Origin of the sequence: Paenibacillus sp. UMB7766-LJ446 (assembly GCF_030226665.1) — a bacterium.
Classification (GTDB): Bacteria; Bacillota; Bacilli; order Paenibacillales; family Paenibacillaceae; genus Paenibacillus; species Paenibacillus vandeheii.
In genome coordinates, this window is sequence record NZ_JASOYM010000009.1 from 166,588 (window position 1) to 187,458 (window position 20,871).

Sequence of the window (20,871 nt, forward strand, 5' to 3'; positions counted from 1 at the left end):
AAGGGTTTAGGACGTTTATATCCCTGGGCTGCTCCCCTCAATGAACCCCATTTAACCTCTGATATTCCTGTCTTAACTCTGCTCCAATCACAGTAAAAAGGCTAACCCTGAAACAAAGAAAAACCTGCCTGCCATGGCAGGCAGAGCAGGTGGCTATTATCGCTGCTGCTCCCGGTATTTCCCGGGGGTAGTTCCTGTAATTTTACGAAAGGTTCGGATAAAAGCGGTGGGGTTCGTGTAATTGAGTTTCTCGGCAATCTCCGATATTTTCAGGTTGGTCGTCTGCAGCCAGGTTTTGGCTTTTTCCATCCGATATTCGGCCAGGTATTCCGTAAAATTCACACCAGCCTCCTTCTTGAACACACGGCTCAGGTAGACTGGATGAAAATTCAGTTCTTCTGCGCAAGCTTCCAGTGACAATTCGCGATCATAACGCTCCTCAATCAGTCGAATCATCCGGCGGGCTATATTCAGATATTGAGACTCTTCCTGTTCACGCCAGAATCGAATGACAGGTTGGAATAAACATTTGCGGAACCAGTTCGTCATTTCATCCAATGTGGACAACTTCAGCAATCGAGCCATGGAGGCTTTTTCACCCAACACTTCCGCAACATTACCACCCTGCTCCTGCACGAGCTGGTACACACGGGACAACAGCTGAACCATGATAACGGGGTACTCGCTGAAGTGCAGCTTCTTGTCTGCGAGCAATCCGAGATACCGCTTAAAGTACACATCCGTTTTCTCCTCATCTCCTTGCTTGAGTGCAGAAGCCAGCTGGTCTTCAATCATCCTGAGTTGTGTATATAACGCTGCCTCCGTCTGACCGCGCGGCTGAATATCCTCATAATGCAAAATAATACGGCTCCCCAGACTTACCCTGCCTTGCAGAGCCTCACGACTCTCCTGATAAGCCCTTGGTGAATCACCTATTGCAGAATAGGAGCGGCTGATACCGATACTTACGGGCAAATTCAGATAGGTTACGACCCGCTCACGAATCAATTCGGCTTGGGAATGCATCCATTCTTTGAGCTGTACTTCATCCTCCAGCACGGAGGCCAGCACCGTAACCTGGGCGTCATCAATCATGACAGGGGCAAATCGAATATCCGAAGGCAGCAGCTCACCGACCATATTGTTTAACGCGAACAGCAGCAGGTCCCGGTCCTGCTCTTCATACCTTGTCCCTTCAAGGGTATCGATCTGAAGCGTGAGTACCCCTAGCCGTGACCAGGATGTCGGAAAATCATAGAGCTGTCCCTGATATCTGAAGTCATCTTCCGATATTTTGCCTGTAAGCAGTTTGGTCATAAAAAATTCCTGCAAATGAACATGCTGACCCTTCATCTGCTCACGCATCGTTTTCTCCGAACTGAATAAAGTCGATAATCGCTCTTCGATGTATATAAATTCATCCTGACGGCGTCCCGACGGAGCCACTGGAGAATCCAGTCCTTTTGTAAACTGCAGAAGTCTGGAAATCGGAGAATACATCTTGCGGCTGCCGTAGATGGCTACCAGTCCCGTCACACATAACATGACCAGTGTAGCCACTCCCGTAACCAATGCAATTTTCTTCGACTGAGCGGTTATCTGACCCAGCGATACAACGGACACATACAACCAGCTATTAAGTGGGGACTGCCTGTAGCTAACCGCCACCTGGCTTCCTTCCACCTCTGCACTGAAGAAGCCCTCCGAGAGTCCCGTCGTTTGTACCTTTTCATGGATTTCCTGATTCAGCGCATCGTATTTCCCGTCTTGCTGTGTATCGTTGAGAAAATATTTCTGCTCCCGATCAAGGACGTACATATCTCCTAAATTTGAATTTCGACTCAGAAATGTACTTAGCTCTGTATCGGCTATGTCTATAACCAGAAATCCCTTGGGTTTCACATTCGTTGGGATCATCGGAATCTTGAATACCATGCTGACCACATTGTCGGATGAAATAAGGGTAGGCGCGGGTTCTTGTCCCGCTTCACCCACTCCGGCCGATACTGGCACACTACTTTCTTTGGTTGAACTCACATTTTGCGTCACCCAGAACAGGCTGTTAGTATATTTCATATAGGAGCCAATCCGGTCCCGAATACTAAAATCGTCCAACTTTCCAAAGGATCTCATCGAAACGACCCAGTCTTCATCCAGATTCACGAGATAGGCCTGATCAATATTTGTAACCGATTGCAAATTATTAAATCCGGAGGTCAGATCACGAATGTCCTGGAATTCGCTGCTGTCCAACGGTTTTTTCATCGCTTGTAAAACCAATGGAGAATTCACATATTGGATGGACGACAATTGCAGACTGCGCAGCACTTGCTCTACCCGCATTTGGGTCTGATGCAGAATCTGCAAATTACTCTCACGCACCTTCTGCTCAATGTCACGCGAAGCAATCGAATAGGAGACTGAACCAATAACAATGACCGGAAGGGCTCCAAGAATCATGGTAAAACAGAGCAAACGCAGCAGGTATTTAGGCAAAAAGAGCATCCTCCTTTGTGTTCATTTTGCGTTATTTGAACGAGAACGCTTTCGGAATTGCTTCCCGATCTCATGCAAAACGTATGTATAATATCGCTTTCATTGGATTAATTTACTATTGTTATTTTAAAACCCATTGTTATTCAAGTCCACTATTTATTATTGAAGGTTGACTTTAAGGCAATTTCCAGTTTATATTGGTTGCATATTCCTCAATCAAAGGAGAGATTTTGATGTCGGTGAGCGTTCTTAACTAACCAAGTTTCATATTCAGGAGTTTGGCCTTCGATTCGCTTGTGCCTTGTGGCATACGTGTATTTCTTGATGCGCCATTACCCTGTACTTAGTTAAGAACAGCGGATATCATAAATCGCCTCCGGGATTGTACGTGTCCGGGTCTATTTCCGCGCTGTGTTCAGCGTGGATTTTTTTGTATAGACCTATAACGGGCCCTGCTTTCCCCTACGTTAAGGGCGGAGAATGACGTTTGTTCATTCTCCGCCCTTTTTGCGTTTTCCAGGAATATGTTCCATCGCTTAAACCGAAATTCCATTTTATAACCAAGGAGAGATCAAGCATGAATGAAAACACACTAAACAGTCTGGGTTATTCCCAAATTCAAAAAAACGTTGCAGCCTGTGCCCTATCCTATTTGGGCAAACGTTATGCAAGAGACATGAAGCCCATGGTGGACGCTACTCTGATTCAAATGCGGCTGGAAGAGACCGCTGAGGCTGCTGCTTTGATTCGTTACGGCGCCAGTGTTCCCATCCCTTCACTGGACGGCATGGAGACCATCATGGATCTGCTCGGCACCGGTTATTTGTTCACGGAGCGAGATTTCAGCCATCTCGCCCAATTTCTACGCAGCTGCGCACAGCTTATGAAATACATGGAAGGCAAATCCGAGGTTGCTCCTACAGTCAGCCGATACGCTTCATCCATGATATGGATGGAGTCCCTGCTGAGCGAGATCGAACGATGCATTCATAATGGCCGCATTCAGGATCAGGCAAGCAAGGAGCTGATACGTATTCGTAAAAAAATGACGGTGAATGAGGAGCGCATGAAGCGCAAGCTGGATTCTCTCATAAGCAAACACCGCTCCATCATGCAGGAGAATGTCATTAGCCAGCGTGGTGGAAGAACGGTGCTGCCCATCAAGATAGAATTCCGCAAACACGTTAAAGGCAGTGTGCTGGATGAGTCAGGCAGCGGCCAAACCGTATACATTGAGCCAGCGGAATTAGTAGGTCTGCAAATGGAGCTGGCTTCACTGCAAGCGGAGGAATCACGGGAAGAGATGAAAATCCTAGGCGACTTAACCTCCATGGCAGAGTCGTATCATCGCGAAATTGCGCTAAATACGGAAACGGTAGGGGTTCTGGATTTTCTGTTCGCCAAAGCGAAATATGCGGCGACCATGGACGGACGGACTGTACGCGTCAATGCCAATGGACGGGTTCGGCTTCAAGGGGCACGCCATCCATTAATGGGCGCATCCATGGTTCCCCTTGATTTTGTAATGGGTCACACGTACTCCTCACTGATCATTACAGGACCGAATACAGGCGGCAAAACGGTTGCCCTCAAGACACTAGGTCTGCTCACCCTGATGATGCAATCCGGTCTGCTTGTCCCTGTCGCTGAAGAGGGCGAGATGGCCGTGTATCATGAGGTTGCCGTCGATATCGGTGATGGACAGAGCCTAGAGCAGGCACTCAGTACCTTTTCTGCACATATTCGCAACATGATTGGCATCCTGGCTCAAGCCGATTCATCGACGCTTGTACTAATTGATGAGATGGCCTCAGGTACTGATCCCGGTGAGGGAGTGGGACTCTCGATCGCTATGCTGGAGGAGCTGCAAAGCCGCGGAGCTACCGTTGTCGCCACTACCCATTTTGGGGAAATCAAACATTTTGCGGCAGCCACGCCTGGATTTGAGAATGCACGAATGGAATTTGATACAGTCTCGCTCCAGCCTCTCTATCGATTGCGGATTGGAGAAGCCGGGGAAAGCTATGCCTATTCCATTGCATTGAAGCTAGGTATGCCGCAGCGCATTATTGAGCGCTCCAAGCTCATTTCAGATCAGGGTGTCTCGCAACGTATCTCTCCAAACTTTACTTCAGCTGTGCCCGACGTGAATTCTTCACCATCACCAAATAGCAGCATGGCTGAACAAAAGCATTCAAATAAAACTAGGAACACGCTGGAAGCTGTCAATGAACCTCTCAACCCTTCCGTACAAACTGGCCCTAGAAACCAGTCCAATTGGACTGGAACATCGAAACCCACATCCCCTGCCAAAGCATTCCGCAAAGGGGATCGTGTCTATGCAGCCTATCTGAACCAGTCAGGAATTGTCTGTGATGTGGAGGACAGTCGCGGGAATATCGGAGTCATGCTGCGCGGACGCAAAGTCAAAATTCACAAGAAACGCCTGACATTGCATATATCTGCACAGGAACTTTATCCGGGCGACGACTATGACCTCGACATTGTGCTGGAGACCAAGGAAAACCGGAAGAAGCGCAAACTGATGGGTCGCAAGCATGTGGAAGGATTGACGATTGAATTGCCTCCTGAAGAATAACCACAGGATTGATATCATGGGTGGAGCTGATATACTTTAATAAACCTATCGATCGTTCGTGGTTAAGAAATTCAACGGGGGAAGGAAGACTCATATGTCTGTTGAGCAGGATACAAAGAAGGTGACTGCAGAAGTCCTTGTATGTCCTTTATGTGGTGAAGCCAATGGCTGTTCCTATGCAGCAGGCCGCCCTCATTCAGCATGCTGGTGTAACCAGGCCGTGTTCCCCGAAGGGGTATTTGACCCCATTCCGGCAGAACAACGCAGGAAGTCTTGTATATGCGAAGCATGTCTGGATACGTATAAAAAGAAGACAGAGCAAAATAAAGAGCCTCACAGTTAACCCTGTGAGGCTCTTCTTCTGTCGATATTACGTCGTACTGTAATGAAGAATGTTACTTCTGCATTTGTTGATAATGCGCTACCGCTTGCTTCAGTACAGGATGGTTCTCGTCCATGGACGTATACTGGCTGAGTGCTGCTTCAATCCCTTTTTGCTGGATCGTAGTCTGAAGTTCCACCGCTTCCGGATCTTCGGAAATATCAAACTTGCAGGCAGCCGCCATTCCCATCGCCAGATGTGTTGTCTCCGTTCCGTACTCGTAAGCCTGGAGAGCCGGGCGAACCAGACGGTCATTCGGGGACAGCTTCCGCAGCGGAGAACGTCCTACACGAGTTACCTCATCCGTCAGATGCGGGTTAACGAACCGTTCCAATATTTTGGCAATGTACAGCTGGTGGTCATCCGCATTGAATCCAAAACGCTTCACCAATACTGCCCCGGTTTCCTGCAAGGCCCCATATACAATAGATTTGACTTTTTCATCGGCAATAGCCTTCTGAATTGTATCAAACCCGTTCACATATCCAATATAGGCGGCAATACAGTGTCCGGTATTTACGGTGAACAGCTTCCGTTCGATATACGGCTCCAGATCATCCACATACATTACACCCTCAACCGGTTTGAACGCAGGCGCCATCTGTGAACGGTCAACGACCCATTCATAGAAAGGCTCTACCTGTACATGCAATGGATCTTCATGATGCTGAATTGGCACAATACGGTCTACGGCTGAATCCGGGAAATACACGTACTGATCCGCAAGCAGGCGAGTACGCTCATCAAGCAGACCATATACATGTTCTTTCAGCTGAGTGCTGGCTCCAATTGCATTTTCACAGGCAATAATGTGAAGGGGCTGGAAGACATCACCTGTTCCCAGTCTGGCTGTAAGTCCTTTGGCAATGCCGGGAGCAATATGTTTCAGTATGCCTACACCCACTGCCGTTGTGATCAGTTCCGCTTCTGCAACGTTTTGAGCAACGGTATCCAGATTCGTTCCATCGATTGCACTCACACCGGTAACGGTCTCCAGGTCCTTGGCCTCGTTAGCCAGCTCAACCGTGTACTCTCCACGCTGCTCTAGAGCCTTAACCAGCTCCAGGTTAACGTCCGAGAAAACGACATTGTAACCAGCACGGGACAGGATCAAACCGATGAAACCACGTCCAATATTCCCTGCTCCGAAGTGAAGGGCCTTCATAGTTCCATTTCACTTTCCAAAATAGTAATGACTTCTTCAGCGGTTTGAGCATGACGCAGAGCTTCCATGTTCTCTTCCTCAGCACAGATGACTGCGATGCTGGTCAGGATCTCCATATGTTCTCCGCCCTGAGCGGCGATACCAATCACCATATACGCTTTTTCTTCCCCAAAATCAACACCTTGCGGGAACTGAATAACCGATATACCTGTGGACAGGATGAATGATTTGGATTCCTTCGTGCCGTGTGGAATCGCCAGTCCGTTGCCCACATACGTGGAGACAATCTCTTCACGCTCCAGCATTTTGTCAATGTATTCTGCGGTGATATGTCCCGCGTCTTTCAAAATCTGACCTGCCATACGAATCGCTTCGTATTTGTCCTGAGCCGTTGCATTCATGATGACTTTATCTTTAGTTAACACACTCATGTTTGAATACCTCCAATTTCGGTTTTGCTGCGGTAAAATCCCGCAAGTTCTTGGGACAAGTAATGAATAAGGTCATCCCGGTTGCCTTTTTCAAGTAATGCAATCATTTCTTCCTGCAACAATAGCGCACTGATCTCACTCAGTACCTCCAAGCTTTCCTTCGATAACTGTCTCGGTCCAAGCATCAAGAGCACATGGCTGACACCTGCCGGGTCTTCCGGCGTGCGCAGAAGCGGCTCTGTTAGTTGGAAAAGCGTGATTGAAGGACTGTGAATGCCATCACTGCGTGTATGAAACAGCGCGAGGGAAGTCCCGGGAATTTTCTGGCTTCCAACCTCTTCACGCTCCTCCAGCAGCCTGGCAATCTCTTCTGGATTGTTCAACACACCAGATTGATGCAAAACGCTGCACATGGCGTAGGCCGTTTTGAAAAATCCGATCTCTTGATTATCCAGTGGGAACACCTGAAACTTGCCGATAATCTGTACAATTTCAATCAGGGTAGCTTCAAGCCCAACCGGATCGGTAAATCGTCCTGTTGCCCTTGACTCTGCTTCAGGTGGGGGACTATGTTCCCGTTGAAGCGTCGTTGTCCTGATGAAGTGCCTTAAACGTTCACTTTCTTCTGCCGTCAGTAGTGGGCTCACCTTGTAGTATTGATGTTTATCCATTGGCAGATCCACGGTAGAGAGAACCAAATCATATTCCGTCTTCGGTATACGTGCGGCTTCATACCATGACACGCTGTCCACAATCCGAATCTCGGGAATTTCCTTGGACAGACGGCTCGATAACATTCGTGAAGATCCGATTCCGCTGGTACAGACGACGACAGCCCTGATTTCTCGCTTCAGCACCCGCAGCCGTTCAATGGAAGCACCGAAGTGCATCACCAAAAATCCAATCTCCTCATCCGGCACATCCGTATTGGGCCAAGCCTCTCGCACCGCTTTCTTTACATCCTCAAATAATGATTCATAATCCTTGCGGATCTGCTGAAGCAATGGATTACGGATGAGCTGCCGTCCATCCATTCGTTCCAGCACCGGCTCCATGTGAGCAATTAGACCCTCACGCAGCAGCCGATCCTCATGGAACGAATAATGGGTATTCTCCTGCATTCGATCTGTGAGAGAACGAACCATATTGAGTAAGACCAGGTCGTCTATGGGCAGCAGACGTGAGGAATGAATCGATCGCTCGATTTCAATCAGCAGTCTGTGAAAATAAGCCTGCTCCTCGTCCACAAAATCAATTCCAAGCTGGGCAGACAGAACACCGCACAAACGGGAAGCCAAATATTCTGGTACCTTCCCCTTGTCGCCTTGCAGCGAATTTCCAACGTCTTTTTTATCCAGTTGAGAGCCCAGACCAATACCAAAGCCCTTACGGATACGCACAACCGCTACAGACATTTGAATCAGCAGCTTCATGTATTGACGCTCCGGAATATTTTCCAACCACTCAATATCTGGCTGCCACAACGCATTTTCGACCGTAAGTACATCCTCATGCCCAATCATTTCCAATAGTTTACTGTTTACTTTGGAGACGCCCTGCTCCGCTTGCCTACCGAACAAATCGGATTCATCCAGATATTCAAGAGCGAGCGCAGAAATAGCCATGCGATGAGCCCACTCGCTTCCATTGATCTTGACCCCATATCCGCGCCTGCGAACCAGCTTCAAGCCCGCCAGATGAATGCGTGGCTCCAGATCGTCCAGATCATTGCTCGCAGTAGACACGGTTACCTTCAGATCTGAGGCCAGCGCAAGCAGCTTCACAGGCTCGGACTCATCCAGCAAAATACAAAGCATGAAGAGTTTACGCTCTTCGGGCGTAAACTCTACATATTCGTTAAGCTCAAGTTGTTGGCGCAATACGGCCAAATCATCGGAACCGGGATCAATTCGAACCCCGGTTCCCGATTTTTTTTCCAATCTCATGCCAAGGGGCTCAAGCCATTGTTCAATCATCTGCAGCTCCCGATGCACAGTACGGGTGCTTACTTTGACCGCAACAGCTATTTCGCCAGCAGTTACCTCATGCGGATGCTCCAGCAGGAACTCCACGATCTCACGCTGTCTCCTTGTAATATTACTCATCAGGAATCGGATTTGAGGCGCTCCACCAGTGCCTCATATTCAGGACTCTTCAGGAAGTTATCGATGGAAATATGCTCTGCATTTGGAGCCACGGATTTGGCCCGGTCTGTCAATGTTTTCTGAGTGATGACGATGTCGGCATCTTGCGGAATCTCACTGATCGCCGTGTTCGTTACAGCGACATCCACACCGGCTGCCTTCATTTTCTTCCGCAGAATCGATGCACCCATGGCACTCGAACCCATTCCTGCATCACAGGAGAAGACAATTTTGTTTATGTCCGTTTTTACGGCCGCAGAAGCAATATCAGCCGCACGGTCAGCTTCCCGATTGTCTTTATCAACGGTGAGGTTACCCGTTTTGCCCTGATTTTTCATGTCTTTCATACGACTGGATGCAGTATCCAGATCTTCGTCATCCTTCTGTTTACCTGTTTTGAGCAGCACAGATGCCACAAGGAAGGAGATGATCGCAGCTACGGCTACCCCTGCAAACATGCCAAGATATCCACCCTTAGGTGTTAACAAAGAGTAAGCAATGATACTACCCGGTGACGGTGCTGAAACCAAACCAGCTCCTGTCAGCATAAAAGTCAATGTACCCGCTACACCACCAGCCATCGCAGCCAGAATCAGTATCGGTCTCATCAGAATGTAAGGGAAATAAATCTCGTGAATCCCGCCAAAGAAATGGATAATTACAGCACCTGGAGCGGAAGATTTGGCTGATCCCCGACCAAAGAAGCAATAGGCCAGCAAAATACCAAGTCCAGGTCCTGGATTGGATTCAAGCATGAATAATACCGATTGTCCCAGTTCTCTTGCCTGATCCGTACCAATCGGTGTCAGAATCCCATGGTTGATGGCATTGTTCAGGAATAATACTTTTCCTGGCTCAATGATCAAGTTGACCAGCGGGAGAAGACCAGCATTCATCAAGGTTTCTACCCCAGCCGATAACACCTTGCTAATCGCTTCAACGAAAGGCCCGATGCCTTTAAGGGCTAGAAGGGCCAAAATCCCACCAATAATACCAGCGGAGAAGTTGTTAACGAGCATCTCAAACCCGGATTTGATTTTGCCATCGACAGCCTTGTCAAATTTCTTAATGACCCAGGCTCCCAATGGTCCGGCAATCATTGCACCTAGAAACATGGGGATGTCACTGCCGACAATAACCCCGATGGTCATAATCGCACCGACTACACCACCACGTTGGCCGTGTACCATGGTACCGCCTGTGTAACCGATAAGTAAAGGCAGCAAATATTTGATCATTGGATCAACCAACAATGCAAAATCTGCGTTAGGGAACCATCCTTTTGGAATGAACAATGCCGTAATTAAACCCCAGGCGATAAATGCACCCATGTTCGGCATAACCATACCGCTCAGGAAACGTCCAAACTTCTGAACGCCGACCCGTATTCCTCCGCTTTTTCCGGACTTTGCGTCCACTGAACTCATACTGAAAACCTCCTCAACATATTAAACCTTAATTCCACTGAATTTTGACACGATGATCCAGACGAACGAAGGTACAAATCTGTAATAAATCTTAATTTCACAACCATATCGTAAATGAAAACGGTATCTTCTACAACGAAATGAAAACCTACTTCCGTCATGAACGTTGATGACAAGATTTAAATTTGAAGGATTGTCCCATTTTGAACCTTGTATAAGGAATGGAACCTGTTATTCCCTTTCCTGTATCATACCCACGAATTACCCCATTTTAATGACAAATAAAATTGTAAATTTATTCAATTTTAATGAGCAGTTTCTATCTCATTCAGGATTGATGATGAAACACGTTAGGGTGTTATTCATTTCATTCAAATAATCTGAAATACTCTAATAACAACGGCAAAAAGCGCAATTGCTCAGCCCGTTACAGGTGAGACAATTGCGCCTAAGTATTCTCCGGATTAGCAGGATTACCATCCGGATCTATAATCAATCGATTCATTCTTTTTAAGTTAAACGGCATTTGGCCTGAGGCTGAAATTCAGTCTCCAGCGGAAAATGCAACCCTAGTTTTATTCCGTATGTTTACGATACGCATCCGCGTTCATCAATGTGGACAATGCCGCTGTCAGATCGCCCTCAACACGGATTTCGATCATCCAGCCTTCTTCATATGGAGAGTTATTAACTAGCTCCGGGGAATCTTGCAATGCCTCATTTACAGCAACAATTGTTCCACTTACAGGAGAAAACAAATCCGAAACGGTTTTGACGGATTCAATTGTTCCAATGCTGTCTTCCGCCTTTACATCCGATTCTAGGTCAGGCAATTCTACAAACACAATGTCACCCAGCTGATGCTGCGCGAATTCGGTAATGCCAATACGTACGGTATCCTCCCCTACGGTCTGCACCCATTCGTGCTCTTCACTGTACAGGAAATCACTTTTCAATTCGCTCATCGATATCCGCCTCGCTTTTCATTAAATGAGTGCATGCGCTTCTTTGACCTTAACCTTTTTCCCAAAACATAGCGTATGATATTTTAGAATCAAATGTCAAGATACCTTACAATTTATTTGATTTTCTTCCTTATATGCCTGTAACTCTATTGGACTCTCTCTACATATAATGGTGAATATTAGAAAAGTAAGCGTACTCTTTAAAAATATACGAACATTATAGAATTATCTTGAAATATCATTCGGATTTTTTGTTGATTTCTATGATATCGTTCTTGACATCAATAGTCGATTCAGGCTTTAATGAGAGTAGTAAATATGTTTATTGGTCTATGCAATACCCGCGGATGAATGTAAAGGGAGAGATTACCCTTGACACCCGAATCAGGGTGCACATGCGGTAACGCCGAAGGAGTAAACCACCGACAAGCGGGAGGTGAATCTCTCAGGCAAAAGGACTTTTACGGGACGCAACTCTGGAGAGCATCTATTCGCCCTGTGTGGGCGTTATGATCACCCAAGGGGAAACCTGCTGCATCATGCGGCGGGGTAACTCTCAGGTACCAAGGACAGAGCCTAAGAATACAGCGTGCTTCTGGCATGCCGGTTCTTTGGCCTGTCCTTTTCCTTTTTCCCAAAAAAACGAAAACAGGTTATAGAGCGGCGCTGCCTATAGCGTCCTTACCTTACTTTTATAATTAATTGTTGATGACAGATTCATTGATCCACGGTTATACACTCGGCCGGTTGACGGCCCATGACGAGGTGATTGGATGTCCGATTTGCTTAGAACCCCACTCTTTCCACTCTATCAGCAGTATGAAGGCGTACGATGCATTGATTTTGGTGGCTGGGAGCTCCCGGTACAATTCAGCGGAATTCAGAAAGAGCATGAAGCGGTGCGAGAACGTGCCGGATTATTTGATGTATCCCACATGGGTGAATTCACCGTACAAGGTGAACACGCGGAAGCTTTTTTACAGCACATGACGACCAATGATGTAACAACACTCGTTCCCGGTCAGGCTCAATACACGTTAATGTGTTATCCGGATGGCGGCGTGGTCGATGATCTGTTGATCTATAAACTGAAAGACCAGCATTATATGCTGGTGGTTAATGCCTCCAACATCGGCAAGGACTGGTCATGGCTGCAGCAGCACATGTCGCCAGGCGTAACGATGACGAATGATTCCGAACAAACGGCGCTGCTTGCCCTGCAAGGTCCACTTGCTGTGGATATTCTCGCAAAGGTGACAGACACTGATGTGTCTTTGATTGAGCCTTTCCGTTTTGTACCTAATGCGAAGGTATGTGGCGTTACATTGCTGTTATCCCGCACCGGATATACGGGTGAAGACGGATTTGAGCTCTATGTTCCTGCCGAACAGGCCGCTGTAGTCTGGAACGGATTGATGCAGGCGGGAGAAGGTTACGGACTCGTTCCGACCGGACTGGGTGCCCGGGATACGCTGCGCTTTGAAGCCAAGCTTCCCCTGTATGGACAGGAACTGTCTGCAACCATCTCGCCGCTGGAGGCTGGCGTTGGCATGTTTGTGAAGCTGAATGCCGGGCCGTTTATCGGACATGAAGCCTTGTTGCAGCAAAAAAATGATGGACCTGCCCGCAAGCTGGTCGGCATCGAAGTGCTGGAGCGCGGTATTCCCCGCCCCCATTATCCGATATACGCCGAAGGCGTACAGATTGGTGAAGTAACCACAGGAACCCAATCGCCTACGTTGAAACGCAATCTGGGGCTGGCCTTGATTGACAGCAAATATGCTGCATTGGGTACCCCGCTGGAGATTGAGATTCGTGGCAAGAAACTGAAAGCTGAGGTCGTGAAGACCCCTTTTCATAAACGGACACGTGCGCCAAAGACACCTACTCAAGGAGCTGATCAAGCATGAGCAAGCACCGCTACATTCCCATGACCGAGCAGGATCAGAGTGCCATGCTGGCAACCATCGGTGTGGAAACAATTGAGGATCTGTTCCATGACATTCCACAGGAGATTCGCTATCAGGGTGAACTGCCTGTTTCCTCCAAACTGGATGAATATGCACTCACACGTCATATGTCAAAGCAAGCGGGAGCCAATGCCAACTTCGAGACACACGCCAGTTTCCTGGGTGCAGGCATTTATGATCACCACGTTCCTTCAGTCATTAATCATGTCATCTCCCGTTCCGAGTTTTATACAGCCTATACACCTTATCAACCCGAGATCAGCCAGGGAGAATTACAGGCGATTTTCGAGTTTCAATCCTACATCTGTGAGTTAACAGGCATGGCTGTAGCCAATGCCAGCATGTACGATGGTGCGACTGCATTCGCGGAAGCAGGCAATCTGGCGGCAGCAGCAACCCGTCGCAAACAGCTGATTGTGTCACGTACCGTGCATCCCGAATCCCGTCAGGTATTGCAAGCTTATGCACATGGCCTCAATCTGGAGATCGTTGAGATTGGGTATCAAAATGGTGTAACAGACTGGGATGCCCTGAAAGCCGCTGTGTCCGATGACACCGCAGCCGTCATGATCCAGAGCCCGAACTTCTTCGGCGCCGTGGAAAATGTAAAACAGGCCGCAGATCTTGCGCATGCGCACAAAAGCCTGCTCGTGGTCAGCGCCAACCCGCTATCGCTGGGTCTGCTGGAAGCCCCAGGCAAGCTGGGTGCTGACATCGTCGTTGGCGACGCACAGCCCCTTGGTATCGCCGCTTCACTTGGCGGCCCAACATGCGGATATTTCGCCGTATCCCAGGCTCATATGCGCCGGATTCCTGGCCGAATTGTAGGCCAGACAACGGACCGCAACGGCAAGCGTGGTTTTGTACTCACGCTGCAAGCACGTGAACAGCATATTCGTCGTGAAAAGGCGACGTCCAACATCTGTTCCAACCAGGCTTTGCTCGCGCTGAGTGCCTCTGTCTATATGTCCATCATGGGTAAACAAGGTATGATCGATGTCGCTGATTTGAATTTGCAAAAGAGCCATTATGCCCTTAACACACTTACCGCAATTCCAGGGGTCTCTCTTACGTTTACTGCACCAACGTTTAATGAGTTTGTTATCCAACTGCCTGAAGCAACAAATGTGGATGCCCTGCAACTGAAATTACTCGATGCCGGCTTCATTGGCGGGTATGAACTTGGAAGAGAGTATTCCGAGCTCGCCGGACATATGCTCATTGCCGTTACCGAACGACGCAGCAAGGAAGAGATAGACGAATTCGCACGTGTATTGGAGGGATCGCTGTGACTCAGGAAACGACAACAAAGACAACTTCAGGAACAGGACAACCGGAAACAGTAACCTCAGTCTCCACTTCGGGCCATACTGAAACAGTTACAAAAATCTCTGCCCAAGCTGCCTCTACAGCACCGGAGCAATCGTTGATTTTTGAACTCAGCAGTCCGGGTCGGGTTGCATACTCTTTGCCAGAATGTGACGTTCCCCGGCAAGCTGCCGATTCCCTGATTCCCCGGGAAATGCTTCGATCGGAAGCAGCAGCATTGCCTGAGGTTTTTGAAGTTGACGTCATTCGCCACTACACTGCTCTGTCTCGTCGTAATTTCGGAATAGATAACGGATTCTATCCGCTAGGTTCTTGTACGATGAAATATAATCCGAAGATTAATGAGGATGTGGCCCGTTACAACGGATTCGCCAAAATTCATCCATATCAGCACGAATCCAGCATTCAAGGTGCACTTGAACTGCTCTACACGTTGCAAAATGACCTTGCTGGCCTGACTGGCATGGACGCCGTTACGCTGCAACCAGCCGCTGGCGCACACGGCGAATGGACCGGACTCATGATGATCCGGGCCTACCACGAAGGTCGTGGTGAACAGCGTACGAAAGTCATCGTACCGGATTCTTCTCATGGCACTAACCCGGCAAGTGCAACCGTTGCAGGTTTCGAAACGGTAACGATCCCTTCCCGCGCAGACGGTCTGGTAGATCTGGACGCACTCCGCGCTGCTGTAGGGTCGGATACCGCAGCGCTGATGCTGACCAACCCGAACACACTCGGACTTTTTGAAAAAGACATTCAGGAGATTGCCTCCATCGTGCATGAGGCTGGTGGTTTGCTGTACTACGATGGTGCCAACTCCAATGCTATTATGGGCATCACCCGCCCTGGCGATATGGGCTTTGACGTAGTACATCTGAATTTGCATAAAACAATGAGTACTCCGCACGGCGGGGGTGGACCTGGTGCCGGCCCGGTTGGCGTGAAGAGCCGCTTGATTCCGTTTCTGCCGAAACCGATGGTCATCAAAAATGATGAGGGCATATATGCGTTGGATCGCGAAGGTGATCAATCCATTGGCCGGGTCAAAGCGTATTACGGCAACTTTGGTATTCTAGTCCGTGCCTATGCCTACATTCGCACCTATGGACCTGAAGGCTTGCGCCGGGTATCCGAATGCGCGGTGCTCAACGCCAACTACATGATGGCCCGTCTCGCACCTTACTACGAGATTCCGTATCCAGGCGTGTGCAAACATGAATTCGTGATGTCTGGCCGGGGATTGAAGCAATATGGTGTACGTACACTGGATGTCGCCAAACGGTTGCTTGATTTTGGATATCACCCGCCAACGGTGTACTTCCCGCTGAACGTGGAGGAGTGCATTATGATCGAGCCGACGGAAACCGAGAGCAAAGAAACACTAGATGGGTTCATCGATACGATGATTCGCATCGCCAAGGAAGCAGAAGAGACACCTGAACTGGTACTCAATGCCCCTTATGGCACACCGGTTACCCGTCTGGATGAAACAACAGCAGCCCGTAAGCCGGTACTGAACTGCGCTTGCAGTTGAAAGCTAATCGTTATAAATGACCAAAAACAGTCGCACTTATGTGCGGCTGTTTCCTTTTAACCTGTTAGTTTTATCTCATTCTCTTCGGTCCAGTGCTTTCAATTTTGATCGTATGTCTCTTCGAAGGCTCAGCGAATGATCACCGATGTTTCGTCTTCTTTGCGGTAGATAACTGCAGAATAGAACGTTTCGCTTAAAACAAAAAAAGCCGGTATCTGCTGTAACAACAGATACCGGCAAAATCGCTGCACGACTGCAGCTCTTTTATCGGAAAAAGAAACCCTTAAAATCGGGTGGAAACCCCATAAAATTACGCTTGAATGCTTTGAACCAATTCAACGACTTGTTCAGCCGTTTGCATATCCAATGCTTTGGCAGCAAGCTCTTGCATGTCTGCACGGGACAGCTTGGTGATCTGACTACGAGCTGGCAGAATGGATGTTGCGCTCATGCTGAACTCATCCAGTCCGAGACCGAGCAGCAATGGAATTGCTGTTTCGTCTCCGGCCATCTCTCCACACATGCCAACCCATTTACCTTCACGGTGCGCTGCATCGATAACCATTTTAACCAAACGCAAGATGGCAGGGTTATAAGGTTGATACAGATACGACACGCGCTCGTTCATACGGTCAGCAGCCATTGTGTATTGAATCAGATCGTTTGTTCCGATACTGAAGAAGTCCACTTCTTTGGCAAATTGATCCGCCAGAACCGCAGTCGAAGGAATTTCGACCATGATTCCCAGTTGGATGCTGTCTGAAACAGCAATACCTTCAGCGACCAGCTTTTCCTTCTCTTCGAGCAGGACAGCCTTCGCTTCACGGAATTCACCCAGTGTTGCGATCATCGGGAACATGACACGCAGGTTACCATGTACGCTTGCACGCAGCAATGCACGCAATTGCGTACGGAATATATCCTGACGGTCCAGACACAGACGAATTGCGCGGAAACCGAGGAATGGATTCATTTCTTTTGGCAGATCCAGGTATGGAAGCTCTTTGTCTCCACCGATGTCGAGTGTACGAACGACGACAGGTTTACCTTCCATTTTCTCCAGTACAGCCTTGTAAGCATTATACTGAATGTCCTCGGAAGGAAGCTTGTCTCTGCCCATATACAGGAACTCGGTACGGTACAGGCCTACAGCCTCGCCGCCATTTTCCAGAACACCGGCAACATCATTCGGAGTACCAATGTTGGCTGCCAGTTCCACATGAACGTTGTCCACCGTTACCGTTGGCTCATCACGCAGTTTTCTCCACTCGGCACGTTGTGCATCGTATTGCTCCTGTTTGGAACGATATTCAGCAATAACATCATCCGTTGGATTAACCAGTACATGACCGTCCAAACCGTCAACGATAATCATATCGCCTTGTTTAGCTTGAGCCAGAATGTCCTTGGTTCCAACGACAGCCGGGATTTCAAGCGAACGAGCCATGATTGCGGAGTGCGAAGTACGTCCACCAATATTGGTTGCAAAACCTTTTACATATTGACGGTTCAGTTGAGCCGTGTCGGAAGGTGTAAGATCCTCCGCAAGCACGATCACTTCTTCACTGATCTCAGCTGGACTCATGAATTCGATACCAAGCAAGTGATTCAACACACGTTTGGTTACATCACGCATATCTGCAGCACGTTCCTGCAGGTAAGCACTCTTCATGTTTTCAAACATTTCGATAAATTGCGTTGCTGTTTCGTTCAATGCGAATTCCGCATTAACCTTATCATCTGCAATTTTCGCTTTAACCGGATCAATCAGTTCCGGGTCATTCAGAATGAGCAAATGCGAAGCAAAAATCTCAGCTTTTTTCTCGCCAAGCTCTTGTAAAGTACGCTCTTTGATCGCCTCAAGCTCAGCCTGGGACTTGCCCAGAGCTGAGTCGAGTTTCGCGATTTCTGCGTCAACGTCGTTGATTTCGCGTTTTTCTACAGAGTAATTGGGATGCTCCAAGATAAACGCCTTGGCGATAGCAATACCCGCCGAAGCCGCGATCCCAGAAACATTAAGCATTAATTTCGCCCAGCCCTTCGTTAACCATAACGTCTGTCAGAGCTTGAAGAGCTTCTGCTTCGCCTTCACCTTCAACGATGATGTTGATGGTGTCGCCTTGTTCCAGACCAAGGGAAAGTACGCCCAGGATGGATTTCAAAGTTACTTTTTTACCGTTAGCTTCTGCAAAGGATTCTGCACCTTTGAATTTGTTTGCTGTATTAACCAGGGCTGTCGCCGGACGTGCGTGGATACCATCTTCGTCTGTAATTCTGAATGTTTGTTGCATTACAATCATCTCACTTTCAATAATTTAGTTTAGGCATTGCATCTATTTACACTTGCTTGCCATTGTCGTAACACTTCTTATTTTATCTCAATGATTGGCTGATCGCCAATTTTCAGTACGCCGCTCTTCTTGAGCGTCACTGTTGAGCCTTCTGGCAGGTTGGTGAAAATGACCGGAGAGATGATCGACGGAGCGTTGGCTTTGACATACTCCAGATCCACTTCCATAATCGGCTGTCCTGCCGATACCAGATCGCCTTCCTGCACAAGCACGTTAAAGCCCTGACCTTTCAGCTTCACCGTGTTGACACCTATATGAACAAGCACTTCCTTGCCTCCGTCAGACATAATGCCCACGGCATGTTTGCTTGGAAACACGTTAAACACTTTGCCATATACAGGCGATGTAATCTTGCCATCATGAGGCAGAACAGCAAAGCCGTCACCTGTCATTTTCTCGGCAAAGACCGGATCAGGAACGTTTGTGATGTCCATCAGTTCACCATTCACTGGCATAACAATGTCCTCGGCAACAATACGTTCGCCCTCTGCTCCCTGTTCCTTCTCCTTTTCAGGAGTTGGTTTGACCTCAGCTGCTGGCGTTGGTGCCGGTACACGTCCTGCAATGATATCCTGCATCTGGGATTTAATCGTATCTGAGCGTGTACCGAAGATAGCCTGTACATTATTACCCACCTCAAGCACACCAGATGCACCCAATTGTTTCAAACGATCTTTATTTACACTGGATTTCTCATTTACTTCAATCCGCAAACGAGTAATGCAGGCATCCAGATGTTTGATATTCTCTTGTCCACCGAATGCAGCAAGAATGTTGTGAGGCAGATCATCCGTTGATCCGGAGCCACCGCCCGAAGCTGTTTCAGGAGTCGCTTCTTCACGTCCCGGTGTTTTGAGGTTGAATTTGCGAATGATGAATCGGAATCCGAAATAGTAAATCACTGCAAGAATCAAACCTACGATGATAACATCCCACCAAGGTGTGCGATTCGGGATAATCCCGAAGATCAGGAAGTCAATGAATCCACCGGAGAACGTCATCCCGATTTTGACTCCAAGAATTTGCATTGTCATGAAAGACAAACCTGCGAAGATACAGTGTACTGCAAACAGGATTGGTGCTACAAACAGGAATGAGAACTCAAGTGGTTCTGTAATCCCTGTCAGGAACGAAGTCAACGCAGCTGATCCCATGATCCCTGCAACATACTTTTTGTGTTCCGGTCTTGCTTCATGGTACATCGCAAGTGCCGCAGCTGGCAAACCGAACATCATGAACGGGAATTTACCAACTTGGAACGTTCCTGCGGTAAGGTTCACACCATCACGCAGTTGATTGAAGAAGATTTGCTGGTCGCCACGAATGACATCTCCAGCTTTGTTCACATATTCACCGAACTCAAACCAGAATGGCGAGTAGAAAATATGATGCAGACCGAACGGAATAAGTGACCGTTCTACGACCCCGAAAATGAACGCCGATAATGTCGGACTAGTATCTACCATGAAGTGAGATACAGCATTCAGTCCATTTTGAATCGGAGGCCAGATGACCACCAGAAGCAACCCGATCAAGAGGGAAACAACTGAAGTAATAATCGGGACAAAGCGTTTACCTGCAAAGAAACCAAGGTAAGACGGCAGTTCGATTTTGAAAAATCGATTGTAGCATAGTGCGGCGGTAATACCTATGATAATACCTCCGAACACGCCGGTACTCAATGTAGGGATACCCAAGATGCTGGCATAACCTGGTACTTCACCGATCATCGCTGGCGTAACACCAACAGCCGTACCCAGAGTCACGTTCATGACCAAGTAACCGATGATGGCCGCAAGACCTGCGACACCTTCACCTCCGGCCAGCCCGACGGCTACCCCGACAGCGAACAGCAATGCCAGATTATCAAATACGATCTGCCCCGCATTCATCATAATCGTCGCGATTGAGCTCACCCATGGAGTATCTAGCACGGTAGCATACTGTAGGAAATCCGGGTTCACAAGCATATTACCGATTCCTAGCAGTAGACCTGCCGCCGGCAGGATGGCTACAGGTAGCATAAGAGCTTTACCTACTCTTTGCAACACACCAAAAAGCTTTTTAAACATTGC

The 20,871-nt window shown here is 48.1% G+C and carries 14 protein-coding genes and 2 riboswitches; of the genes, 5 read left to right on the forward strand and 9 right to left on the reverse strand.

Annotated features, from left to right (window positions below):
* Positions 1-156 precede the first annotated feature (156 nt).
* Positions 157-2,496: a helix-turn-helix domain-containing protein gene (locus QP794_RS21700; RefSeq protein ID WP_285078839.1), complete on the reverse strand. Its 2,340-nt coding sequence runs from the start codon at positions 2,494-2,496 to the stop codon at positions 157-159.
* A gap of 577 nt (positions 2,497-3,073) precedes the next feature.
* Between QP794_RS21700 and QP794_RS21705 the strand changes: the two genes are divergently transcribed.
* Complete coding sequence (locus QP794_RS21705; RefSeq protein ID WP_285078840.1) at positions 3,074-5,095, forward strand: endonuclease MutS2; 2,022 nt, start codon at positions 3,074-3,076, stop codon at positions 5,093-5,095.
* Between the two features lie 94 nt (positions 5,096-5,189).
* Positions 5,190-5,438, forward strand: coding sequence for a cysteine-rich CWC family protein (locus QP794_RS21710; protein ID WP_285078842.1), 249 nt, complete (start codon positions 5,190-5,192; stop codon positions 5,436-5,438).
* 52 nt (positions 5,439-5,490) lie between these two features.
* On the opposite strand, the gene QP794_RS21715 is transcribed toward QP794_RS21710, so the two are convergent.
* The 5 genes from QP794_RS21715 to gcvH form a co-directional block, all read right to left on the reverse strand.
* Positions 5,491-6,642, reverse strand: a complete 1,152-nt coding sequence (locus QP794_RS21715) for a mannitol-1-phosphate 5-dehydrogenase (RefSeq protein WP_285078843.1) — start codon at positions 6,640-6,642, stop codon at positions 5,491-5,493.
* The gene (locus QP794_RS21720) at positions 6,639-7,073 is read right to left on the reverse strand and encodes a PTS mannitol transporter subunit IIA (protein WP_024633110.1); all 435 of its coding nucleotides are present in this window, start codon (positions 7,071-7,073) and stop codon (positions 6,639-6,641) included. Before QP794_RS21720 ends, QP794_RS21715 begins: the two co-directional genes overlap by 4 nt.
* On the reverse strand, positions 7,070-9,178 hold the full coding sequence (locus QP794_RS21725; RefSeq protein WP_079350655.1) for a BglG family transcription antiterminator: 2,109 nt from the start codon (positions 9,176-9,178) through the stop codon (positions 7,070-7,072). The genes QP794_RS21720 and QP794_RS21725 overlap by 4 nt, the downstream gene beginning before the upstream one ends.
* Positions 9,178-10,644, reverse strand: coding sequence for a PTS mannitol transporter subunit IIBC (locus QP794_RS21730; protein WP_024633108.1), 1,467 nt, complete (start codon positions 10,642-10,644; stop codon positions 9,178-9,180). Before QP794_RS21730 ends, QP794_RS21725 begins: the two co-directional genes overlap by 1 nt.
* Before the next feature lie 575 nt (positions 10,645-11,219).
* On the reverse strand, positions 11,220-11,609 hold the full coding sequence (gene gcvH, locus QP794_RS21735) for a glycine cleavage system protein GcvH (protein ID WP_024633107.1): 390 nt from the start codon (positions 11,607-11,609) through the stop codon (positions 11,220-11,222).
* 347 nt (positions 11,610-11,956) lie between these two features.
* Positions 11,957-12,080: riboswitch (glycine riboswitch) on the forward strand.
* 3 nt (positions 12,081-12,083) lie between these two features.
* A riboswitch (glycine riboswitch) is annotated at positions 12,084-12,184 on the forward strand.
* A gap of 198 nt (positions 12,185-12,382) precedes the next feature.
* On the opposite strand from gcvH, the gene gcvT reads away from it, so the two are divergent.
* The 3 genes from gcvT to gcvPB all read left to right on the forward strand — a co-directional run bounded on the left by gcvT (position 12,383) and on the right by gcvPB (position 16,445).
* Positions 12,383-13,519 (forward strand): glycine cleavage system aminomethyltransferase GcvT, encoded by a 1,137-nt coding sequence (gene gcvT, locus QP794_RS21740; RefSeq protein WP_285078844.1) that lies wholly within the window; start codon positions 12,383-12,385, stop codon positions 13,517-13,519.
* The gene (gcvPA, locus tag QP794_RS21745) at positions 13,516-14,871 is read left to right on the forward strand and encodes an aminomethyl-transferring glycine dehydrogenase subunit GcvPA (RefSeq protein WP_285078845.1); all 1,356 of its coding nucleotides are present in this window, start codon (positions 13,516-13,518) and stop codon (positions 14,869-14,871) included. The genes gcvT and gcvPA overlap by 4 nt, the downstream gene beginning before the upstream one ends.
* 95 nt (positions 14,872-14,966) lie before the next feature.
* Positions 14,967-16,445: an aminomethyl-transferring glycine dehydrogenase subunit GcvPB gene (gene gcvPB / locus QP794_RS21750; protein WP_285078929.1), complete on the forward strand. Its 1,479-nt coding sequence runs from the start codon at positions 14,967-14,969 to the stop codon at positions 16,443-16,445.
* Between the two features lie 310 nt (positions 16,446-16,755).
* Here gcvPB and ptsP read toward each other — a convergent pair whose 3' ends face one another.
* From ptsP to ptsG, 3 genes are all read right to left on the reverse strand, one after another.
* Positions 16,756-18,468 (reverse strand): phosphoenolpyruvate--protein phosphotransferase, encoded by a 1,713-nt coding sequence (gene ptsP, locus QP794_RS21755; protein WP_285078846.1) that lies wholly within the window; start codon positions 18,466-18,468, stop codon positions 16,756-16,758.
* Positions 18,461-18,736, reverse strand: coding sequence for an HPr family phosphocarrier protein (locus QP794_RS21760; protein ID WP_024633102.1), 276 nt, complete (start codon positions 18,734-18,736; stop codon positions 18,461-18,463). Before QP794_RS21760 ends, ptsP begins: the two co-directional genes overlap by 8 nt.
* A 77-nt stretch (positions 18,737-18,813) precedes the next feature.
* Complete coding sequence (gene ptsG / locus QP794_RS21765; protein ID WP_285078847.1) at positions 18,814-20,868, reverse strand: glucose-specific PTS transporter subunit IIBC; 2,055 nt, start codon at positions 20,866-20,868, stop codon at positions 18,814-18,816.
* Positions 20,869-20,871 lie beyond the last annotated feature (3 nt).